Source organism: Microbacterium sp. 10M-3C3, assembly GCF_003931875.1.
Classification (GTDB): Bacteria; Actinomycetota; Actinomycetes; order Actinomycetales; family Microbacteriaceae; genus Microbacterium.
The window spans coordinates 942,662-951,484 of the sequence record NZ_CP034245.1 but is presented as its reverse complement, the minus strand read 5'-3'; the positions used below and the strand labels follow the sequence as shown (position 1 = coordinate 951,484).

Genomic DNA, 8,823 nt, shown 5'->3' with positions numbered 1-8,823 from the left:
CGTCGGCGAGCAGACCCATCGCCACACGACAGTGTCTGCGCTACGCGGCGGGCAGCGCCACCTTCACGTACGCGCCGTACGCGCTCGCCAGAAGCGGTCCGGTGTACGCGTCGGACACCTGATACAGCACGACCGCCGACGCCGTCTGCCCTTCGTACAGATCGTTGACGTCCGCCGGCGCGGTCCAGCCGTCCGGCATCACGATGACGCTGTCCGACGCGGGGATCTGCACGCCGTCGGCCTGCGACAGCGTCCAGTCGCCGACGAGATCTTCCACCCACACCGGCTCGTCCGCCTCGGCGGTCACGACATATTCCACCGCGACGAAGTGGTGGCCGGGCCGGGCGGTGTCGTTGAGCCCGCTGGCCGCGGCGATCGCCGCATCCGCGTTCGGGTCTTTCACGGCGATCGTGATGGTGGCCCACGGGTCGTCCGGGTCGACGTCCCAGATGCCGAACGGGTAGCCCGCGGGCAGCGGGTTGTCGATCGAACCCTCCAATGGCTGCTCGATGGTGACGAAGACCTCGGTGCCCAGCTCCAGCTCGCGCCCGGGCGAGTACAGCTGCGTCGCGACGATGTCGTCGTCCTCGGCCCAGGGGGTCTTGATCGCGAGACCGACAGCCTCGAGCTCGACGCGGGCATCCGCGACCGTGAGACCGATGACGTCGGGCACGATCGCCATCCCCTCGGCGGCCTCGGCTTCGCCGACTCCGGATGCACCGGACCCCTCACGCTCCGCCGTCAGCCCCGAGATCGCGCCGGCGAACGCGACCATGCCGCCGCCCCCGAGCACGAGACCGAACGCGACGACTCCGATGAGCACCCCCGCCCACACCGGGATGCCGCGCCCCTGAAGCGCGCCCGACTCCGTCGCGGTCGTGGACGCGGGAGCGGCGCGTAGGTGCTCGGTCCACGCGGCCCCGTCCCACCAGCGCTCGTGGCCGTCGATGTCGCGGGATACCAGCCCGCGGGCGCTCCCGAAGCAGTGGGCGTCTGTGACACCGCAGTCTCCTCTCCCGCGGATCACCGGCGCGAGCCGGGTGCGGCCCCGATCCCCCGATCGGTGCACGCGTGCTCGTCGTCACCGGCCGGCCCCCGCTGTGCTCCGGCCCTGCGCTCATCATGGCGGACGTGCACGGCGTGCGGAAACCGCACATGGTCGGGCACGACGTCGCGACGCGGAGCGCTGCGAGATCCCGCTTACGAGCGCGCTCACCCACCGGCTACGGTGCGGCTTATGACGAAGGTGTTGATCGTCGGCGGCGGCCCCGCCGGCATGGCGGCGGCGCTGGCCCTGTCGCAGGCGAACGTCGAGACGGAGATCGTGGAGGCGTCCGACGACTGGCGGCCGGGCGGCATCGGGCTCGCCCTGCAGAGCGCGCCGCAGCGCGCGACGATGCAGCTCGGGATCTACGACGAGCTGCGCCGCGTGGGTCGCCGGCACGACGTCATCGACATGTGCGGCCCGGACGGCCGGCTCGTTGCGCAGATGCCGCAGATCAACATCAACGGGCCGGACGACGCACCCCTGCTGGGCATGGCGCGGGAGTCGATCCACGACGTCATGGTCGCCGCGGTCGAGCGCGCGGGGGTTCCGGTGCGGCTCGGCACGACGATCGCCGACCTGGACGACGGCGACGGCGGCGCATCCGTCACCTTCACCGACGGCACGACGGGCGAGTACGACTGGATCGTCGGTGCCGACGGCGCGCACTCGGCGCTGCGGGCCCGCCTGTTGCCGGATGCGCCGCCCCTCTCCCCTGCCGGGCAGTCCATCTGGCGCGCCGCGGCGATCTGCCCTCCCGGCCTCGAGCACTACACGATGATGCTCGGCGGCCCCATCCGGCTCGGCCTCGTGCCGCTGCCCGACGGGCGCCTGTACCTGTGGATGCTCGACTCCGAGAGCGGCGGAGAGCGCCCGCCGCGCGACGAGATCCTCGACGTGTTCCGCGCGAAGCCGGCGCGCTTCGGCGGTTTCGCGCCGGCGGTCATCGAGCAGCTCACGGATGCGGCGCAGATCGACTTCCGCGCGCTCACGTACGTGCTCGTGCCGCCGCCGTGGCACGCCGGGCACGTCCTGCTCATCGGCGATGCCGTGCACACGACGACGCCGCACATCTCCTACGGAGCGGGTCTCGCGCTCGAAGACGCGGTCGTCCTGGGAGAGCTCGCCCCGGCCGGTCTGCCGTTCGAGCAGATGGCGACCGAGCTCGAGAGCCGCCGGTTCGAGCGTGCGCGGCTCGTCGTGGAGACGTCGCTGCAGCTGTCGCGGTGGGAGCAGTCCGCCGACGGGCCGCCCGATCCCTCGGCACCCGGGCGTCTCATCGGGCAGACGCTCGCCGCGCTGTCGCAGCCGCTGTGACGCTGCTGCTGCCCGCGGTGGTCAGTCCTGCCACGGGATGCTGCGGTCCGCGATGTGGGCGGTGATCCCGGCGTCGTCGAGCACCGCTGCGAGCGCATGGCGCGTGGCGGCGAGCTCCTCGACGCCGACGAGGGCGGCGACGTGGGATTCGAACGCCGCGCGCGCCTCGCGCGCCAGCGCGATCGCGGCGCGCCCCCGGTCGGTCAGCGCGACGACGCGTGCGCGCTTGTCACGCTCGTCGGTCCGTCGGGTGACCAGCCCCAGGCGTTCGAGTTCCTGCACGTGCTTCGACGCGCCCTGCTGCGTGATGCGCAGGTCGGCGGCGAGCGCCGTGATCGACTGCTCGCCGGTGAGGAGTCTCTGGAAGATGAAGCCGTGCGCCCGCGTCACGTGGTGACCTCGGGCCCGCATCGCCTGCAGCACGATCCGATCGGCGAGCCCGCCGGCGAGCGAGAGGAGCGTCGCGGTGTCCAGGTCGATCGCGGAGCGGGGAGCGGGGTCGGCAGCGTGCGTCTCGGCCATGCGGCTAGTTTACACAACTTTGGTTGTGCAATACTGCCGGCATGAACACGAGCACTCCCACCCCCGCCGCCACCGCCGTCGCAGACCTCGTTCGCCGCTACTACGCCGTCGTCTCCGACCTGTCCTCCTCCGAGAGCGACCTCGGCGCCCTCCTCGCGCCCGACGTGACGGTCGTGGAGCATCCGAACGCTCTCACGCGGCGGGGCGCCGCGCGCGACCTGTCGGAGACGCTCGACGGCTTCCGCCGAGGCAAGGCGCTGCTGCGCGAACAGCTCTTCGACGTGCACGACGTCATCGTGGACGGCGAGCGCGCCGCCGTCCGTGCGACCTGGCGCGGCGTGGTCGGGATGCCCGCCGGCCCGTTCCGCGAAGGGCAGGAGCTCATCGCGCATGTCGCGGCCGTGCTCACCGTGACGGACGGCCGCATCGTGCACCACGAGACGTTCGACTGCTACGAGCCGTTCGAGACCGCCGACGCCTCATGACGGCGAGCACGCGGATCATCCTGGGCGACCCGCATCCGTGGACGCCGTCGACGCCGCCCGACGACATCGCCGACCTGCGCGCACGGGTGCGACGCACGCGCTGGCCCGCGCTCGCCGACGCTCCGGGGTGGTCGGAGGGCACCGATTCCGACGTGCTGCGCGACCTGGCGGAGCGGTGGGGCAGTGCCTACGACTGGACGGCGCGCGAGGAGCGGATCGCCCGGCATCCGTGGCACGAGGTCGCGGCGCGGCGCGCCGCGGACGGCGGCGCGGTCGCGCGCATCCGGTTCATCCACGCGCGCGCGACCTCGCCACGCGCCGCGCTCCTGCTGTGCCACGGATGGCCCGACTCGGCGTGGCGCTATCTCGAGGTCGTCGACGCCCTGACCTCCGCCGGGGAGGACGGTGTCGCCTTCGACGTCGTGGTGCCGGAGATGCCCGGGTTCGGTTACTCCACGCTCGAGGCATCGCCGCTGAACTCGATGGAGGTCGCGGAGCTGTGGGCGGCTCTCATGCGCCGGCTCGGCTACGACCGGTATGTCGTGGCGGGCGGCGACATCGGCAGCGCCGTGGGCCGCTTCATCGCGCTGAATCACCCCGCGCATGTCATCGCGGTGCACCGGATGGACGCGGGCATCCCGGTCTACACGGGAGACCCCGCCGCGCTGTCCGCCGCCGAGCGGGCGTGGATGCGGCGGGCCGCCGAGTGGAGCGCGCAGGAGGGCGCGTACGCCGCGCTGCACCGCACGAAGCCCGTGACGCTCGGCGCGGCGCTCGCCGACTCCCCCGTGGGCCTCGCGGCGTGGATCGTCGAGAAGCTCCACGCGTGGAGCGATCGGAGCGAGGCGACGACCTCGGCGTTGAGCGCGGATGCCATGCTCGATCTCGTCACGACGACCTGGCTCACCAACAGCGCGACGCCGGCCATGCGCATGTATCGCGCGAACGCCGCGATCCCGGCGTGGGAGCACGCACGTCGCGTGGAGGTGCCGTCCGGCTTCTCGCTCTTCCCCGGCGACCTGCTGACCCCGCCGCCGGAGTGGCTCGACCGCGTGGCGAACGTCGCGCGCGTCACCCGTCCCGAGCGCGGCGGGCACTTCGCGCCGCGCGAGACGCCTGAGCTGTACGTGCGCGAGCTGCGCGCCTTCTTCGAGCCGTGGGTGCGAGCCGAGGGGGTGCCGTCGAACGCCTAGCGACGACATCTCCTCCCCAGCGAGACCGCGCCCCACGCGAGCAGTCAAGGACGGAGTCCGCGCTCGCGCATACGGGCGGTGGACGTGATGGCATCGCTCACGAACCGCTCTGTGAGCGCCGTGTAGCGACGTATGTCGTCGAGCGACCAGTGCTCGAGCACCTCTGCGATCATGCGGTCGCCGAGTGCGTAGACACCGTGGGCCGCGCCCTCGCCGCGCTCGGTCAGTCGGATCACGGTCGCGCGCCGGTCGTCGTCGGCGACGACCCGAGCGACGAGCCCGTCGGCCTCGAGGCGGCCGACGATCTTGCTGACGTTCGACGCGCCCGTTCCGAGCACGACAGCCAGGGCGCTCGGCCGCGTCGGCCCCCACGCAAGAAGATGGCGCAGCGCCGCATGCGCCGGCTGATCGATCGTCTCCCCCGACCGGGCGAGGATCTCACCCTGCAGCACGGGTGAGTCCCACAGCAGGATGAGCGCGCTCAGGCTCGAGAGGAGTCGCGAGCGGTAGGGGTAGCCGCGGGCAAGGGGGACGCCGGCGTCGTCGTCCGCCGCCCTCCCCTGCCCGCTCCGCGGCGTCACGATGCGGCGAGGCCGCCCTGCGCGGTGAGCGCTTCACGCGCAGCCGCGTCGATCACCTCGGCCACGACGTGCGGCTGCGTGGCGAACACGGCATGGCTGGCCGCCACGTTCGTGATCCGGGCCCCGATCCGCGTCGCCATGTGCTGCAGCATCGCCTGATCGAACGCGTGATCGTCGGTGGCGATCACCGCCCAGCTCGGCTTGTCGCGCCACGCGGCCTCGGTCAGCTCCGTGGCGAAGACGGACATGTCGATCGGCACCTGCGAGTCGCGCAGGAACGCCGCATCCGCCTCGCTCGCGTCGTGCGCGAACCCGATCGCGAACTTCTCGGGGGCGATGAACCCGTAGCCGTCGTCGCCCACGTCGATCACGAAATCCGGCGTCGGCGCGAATCCGTCGTACTGCTGCGCCGTCGTCTCGCCACGGTCGGGCGCGAGCGCCGACACGTACACGAGGCCGGCGACCTTCGGATGCACCCCGGCCTCGGTGATCACCGTGCCGCCCCACGAGTGACCGACGAGGATCGCCGGGCCGTCCTGCCGGTCGAGCACCCGGCGGGTCGCCGCGACATCGGCCTCGAGGGAGGTGAGCGGGTTCTGCACGATCGACACCGCGTACCCGCGGGCCGTGAGCTCGTCGTACACGCCCCGCCAGCCGGAGCCGTCGGCGAAGGCGCCGTGCACCAGCACCACATTCTTGATCTCAGACATCGGAGTTCCCTTCCTTACTGTCTCCAAGGACACCATGTTTAGTGTCCTATAGGACAGTAACAGTCGAGCTATCCGCGCACAAGGTCCTGTCCTCGAAGACAGTAAAGTCGGATGCCGAGGCGTCGCCAGCACTCAGTCCTGAAGCGTCCACGACGCGCGCTGCAGATCGACACGGACGTCCTCCGTGTCATCAACGAGCGGTGTGCGCTCAGCGATGAATCGGTCGCCCGCGTCTCCGGCTGCGCCGGGATAGGGCCGCCCGTCGGCGCTGACCACGCGCCACCACGGGATGTCGTGCCCGCTGCCGTGCAGCATCCGCCCCACCACGCGCGCACCGGTTCCCGTCGCACGCGCGACGTCTCCGTACGTCGTGACGCGGCCCGCCGGGATGGATCGCACGATCTCCAGGACGCGCTCGCTGAGCTCGGTCATCGAGATCCTCCTCGGTGCGGGGCACCTCCGTCGTCGGCCGCCAGAACGAACTCGGCGGGTGGCGAGAGGGCGCCGTTAGCCTGCACGGTCACGACGTGGCGGCCGGGGTAGTAGGAGCGCGTGGTGATCGGGCGGAACGAGTGCGCCTTGCGCACGACGACGCTCTCCCCCGGTGCGAGTCGCCGCGTCGCGAGCTTGAACGTCTTCGGGCTCACCGTGCCGTTCGCCCGCTGGAAGCCGATGGCGTAGTCGATCGCCACGACCGCGTCGCTGTCCCCGTCGTTGGTGACGACGGCCGAGAACTCGACGATGCCGCCCGGCGGGATGGCCCCGCTCGACAGGACCGGCCGCTCGACGCGCAGACTTGCTCCGGTGTAGCCGAGCAGCGCCAGCGCCGTCGGATCGGCCTTCTTGACGAGCGCAGGCCATGGCGCAGCACCCACGCCGTGTGAGCGTCGGGCGCCTCCTGCCAGCGCCGCGCGATCTCTCCGACCAGGTCTGGGTCGACGCGGCTGAGGTCATTGAGGTGGTTCGCGACGGATCGCCGCACGTACTCCGCCTCGTCTCGGTACAGCGCGTCGATGATCGCCCGCGTGGCAAAGGAATGCGCTACCAGCCACGGCACGCGCTTCGCCCACGGCAGGTAGGCGCGCGACCCTTCGCTCGCGAGCCGCTGCCGATCGCTCGTGTCGCGACGAACTCGGTCACCGGCCAGATCATCCACCCGGCGAACCGGGGCGTGCCGAGCACGTCGTCCACGATCCGCTCGGCGACGGCCCATCCGGCCGGGATGTCGGCCAGCAGGGCCTCCCGCACGAGATCCACGCGGTCGCGCAGCCGCCGGCCGGGAACGCCGCGTGCGGCCGCGGCGAGCGACGGCAGCTCCAGCGACGGCGCCGCCGACCGCAGCGCGTCGCGCAGCTGCGTGACCACGCCAGGATCGATCAGTTCGTCCATCGCACCCATGCCGCACCTCCCTCCGGACAGCGGCGGCTTCGTGCGCTGCATCCGTATTGATGTCCTATCGGACAGTATAACCGATGCTGTCCGCTGCGACACGATCTCACCTCCGCGTCGCACAGGGGCGGCCTCAGTAGACTCGCGCCATGACCGACAGCGGGAAGGCCACCGGCTCGCGCTCCCTGAGCGCCGACGACTTCCCCTACCGGTCGGAGCTCCTGGCGAACCTGAGCGCCCTGATCCTCCTGTGGGACTCTCCCGCGCTCCAGGGCGAGATCCTCGCCAAGACCGGCGAGAGCATCGATCAGCAGTCCCACCAGACGCTGCGGCACCTGCTCGCGTGGGGCCCGATGCGGCCGACCGTGCTCTCGGAGGTGCTGGCCACGGGCGCGTCGCACGTCAGCAAGATCGTGCGACGACTCGAGGGGGACGGCCTCGTGGAGCGCACCACCGATCCGACCGATGGGCGCGCCACCCTGATCCGCCTCACGGACGCCGGCGAGGAGGCCGCCCGCGGCGTCTACGCCCTCGGCGACCGCATGATCGCCGAGGTGCTCGAGGGCTGGTCGGCCGCCGACATACGCCGCTACACCGCGCTCACCAAGCGCTTCGTAGCCGATGCGATCGCCTCCGCCGATCGGATGCTCGAGCGCGGCCTGCTGCCCGCGGAGAACCGCACCGCATCTGATTAGTGTCCTGTAGGACACCACTCGTGTTACTGTCCTAAGAGACAGTTTCACGAGCGATGGGATGCATCATGTCAGAGAACGACCGCGACCGTCTCGACGGTCGACGCGCACTGGTCACAGGCGGCACGAAGGGAGCTGGTCGCGCGGTGGCCGCACGCCTTCGCGAGCTCGGCGCCGACGTCTGGGTGTCGGCGCGCTCGATGCCGGAGGGCTACGAGCACCCCGACCGCTTCATCGCGGCCGACACCTCCACGAAGGAGGGCACCGACCTCGTCTCCGCGGCGATCACGGGCGCGGGCGGCGCCGACATCATCGTGCACGTCGTCGGCGGCTCCTCCACGCCTGCGGGCGGATTCGCGGCGATCCCCGAGGAGCAGTGGATCACCGAGCTCCAGCTCAACTTCCTCGGCGCTGCGCGGCTCGACCATGCGCTCATCCCGGACATGATCTCGAAGCGAGCGGGGGTCGTGCTGCACTTCACGTCGATCCAACGCGAGATGCCGCTGTGGGAGTCGACCATTCCGTACGCGTCCGCGAAGGCGGCACTTCGCACCTACAGCAAGGCCCTCGCGACCGAGCTGGCGCCGAAGGGCGTGCGCGTGAACGCGGTCAGCCCCGGCGGCATCCGCACCGAGGCGACGGAGGTGTTCTACGACCGGCTCGCCGACGCGAACGGCATCAGCCGAGACGAGGCAGCGCAGGGGGTGATGGACGCGCTCGGAGGCGTGCCGCTCGGCCGATTCGCGGAGCCCGAGGAGGTCGCCGACCTCGTCGGGTTCCTCGTCTCCGACCGGGTGTCGGCGATCGTGGGCGCCGAGGTCGTCATCGACGGTGGAACCGTTCGGACGGTCTGACGCGATCGACGCGGGAAACGCAAGAGGCTGCCTCC

At 71.5% G+C, this 8,823-nt stretch carries 12 protein-coding genes; 5 read left to right on the top strand and 7 right to left on the bottom strand.

The window, feature by feature from the left end; genetic code table 11:
- Positions 1–40: 40 nt before the first annotated feature.
- The gene (locus EI169_RS04565; RefSeq protein WP_125131280.1) at positions 41–1,027 is read right to left on the bottom strand and encodes a DUF2510 domain-containing protein; all 987 of its coding nucleotides are present in this window, start codon (positions 1,025–1,027) and stop codon (positions 41–43) included.
- Between the two features lie 210 nt (positions 1,028–1,237).
- On the opposite strand from EI169_RS04565, the gene EI169_RS04560 reads away from it, so the two are divergent.
- On the top strand, positions 1,238–2,362 hold the full coding sequence (locus EI169_RS04560; protein ID WP_125131279.1) for an FAD-dependent monooxygenase: 1,125 nt from the start codon (positions 1,238–1,240) through the stop codon (positions 2,360–2,362).
- Positions 2,363–2,383: 21 nt separating this feature from the next.
- Here EI169_RS04560 and EI169_RS04555 read toward each other — a convergent pair whose 3' ends face one another.
- Positions 2,384–2,884, bottom strand: coding sequence for a MarR family transcriptional regulator (locus EI169_RS04555; RefSeq protein ID WP_125131278.1), 501 nt, complete (start codon positions 2,882–2,884; stop codon positions 2,384–2,386).
- Positions 2,885–2,925: 41 nt separating this feature from the next.
- Here EI169_RS04555 and EI169_RS04550 point away from each other — a divergent pair, with 41 nt between their 5' ends.
- Both EI169_RS04550 and EI169_RS04545 read left to right on the top strand, forming a co-directional pair.
- Complete coding sequence (locus EI169_RS04550; RefSeq protein ID WP_125131277.1) at positions 2,926–3,369, top strand: nuclear transport factor 2 family protein; 444 nt, start codon at positions 2,926–2,928, stop codon at positions 3,367–3,369.
- Positions 3,366–4,562, top strand: a complete 1,197-nt coding sequence (locus EI169_RS04545; RefSeq protein WP_125131276.1) for an epoxide hydrolase family protein — start codon at positions 3,366–3,368, stop codon at positions 4,560–4,562. Before EI169_RS04550 ends, EI169_RS04545 begins: the two co-directional genes overlap by 4 nt.
- 44 nt (positions 4,563–4,606) lie before the next feature.
- Here EI169_RS04545 and EI169_RS04540 read toward each other — a convergent pair whose 3' ends face one another.
- From EI169_RS04540 to EI169_RS16770, 5 genes are all read right to left on the bottom strand, one after another.
- The gene (locus tag EI169_RS04540; protein ID WP_164515437.1) at positions 4,607–5,143 is read right to left on the bottom strand and encodes a MarR family transcriptional regulator; all 537 of its coding nucleotides are present in this window, start codon (positions 5,141–5,143) and stop codon (positions 4,607–4,609) included.
- Positions 5,140–5,853, bottom strand: coding sequence for an alpha/beta hydrolase (locus EI169_RS04535; RefSeq protein WP_240640633.1), 714 nt, complete (start codon positions 5,851–5,853; stop codon positions 5,140–5,142). Before EI169_RS04535 ends, EI169_RS04540 begins: the two co-directional genes overlap by 4 nt.
- Before the next feature lie 132 nt (positions 5,854–5,985).
- Positions 5,986–6,285: an MGMT family protein gene (locus EI169_RS04530; RefSeq protein WP_125131273.1), complete on the bottom strand. Its 300-nt coding sequence runs from the start codon at positions 6,283–6,285 to the stop codon at positions 5,986–5,988.
- Positions 6,282–6,728 (bottom strand): DUF11 domain-containing protein, encoded by a 447-nt coding sequence (locus EI169_RS16775; protein WP_240640632.1) that lies wholly within the window; start codon positions 6,726–6,728, stop codon positions 6,282–6,284. The genes EI169_RS04530 and EI169_RS16775 overlap by 4 nt, the downstream gene beginning before the upstream one ends.
- A gap of 166 nt (positions 6,729–6,894) precedes the next feature.
- Positions 6,895–7,251, bottom strand: coding sequence for a hypothetical protein (locus EI169_RS16770; protein WP_240640631.1), 357 nt, complete (start codon positions 7,249–7,251; stop codon positions 6,895–6,897).
- Positions 7,252–7,391: 140 nt separating this feature from the next.
- Here EI169_RS16770 and EI169_RS04520 point away from each other — a divergent pair, with 140 nt between their 5' ends.
- Positions 7,392–7,937, top strand: coding sequence for a winged helix DNA-binding protein (locus EI169_RS04520; protein ID WP_125131272.1), 546 nt, complete (start codon positions 7,392–7,394; stop codon positions 7,935–7,937).
- Positions 7,938–8,002: 65 nt separating this feature from the next.
- Positions 8,003–8,788 carry an SDR family oxidoreductase gene (locus EI169_RS04515; protein WP_125131271.1) on the top strand — a complete coding sequence of 262 codons (786 nt, stop codon included), beginning with the start codon at positions 8,003–8,005 and terminating at the stop codon, positions 8,786–8,788.
- The last annotated feature ends 35 nt before the right edge of the window (positions 8,789–8,823 follow it).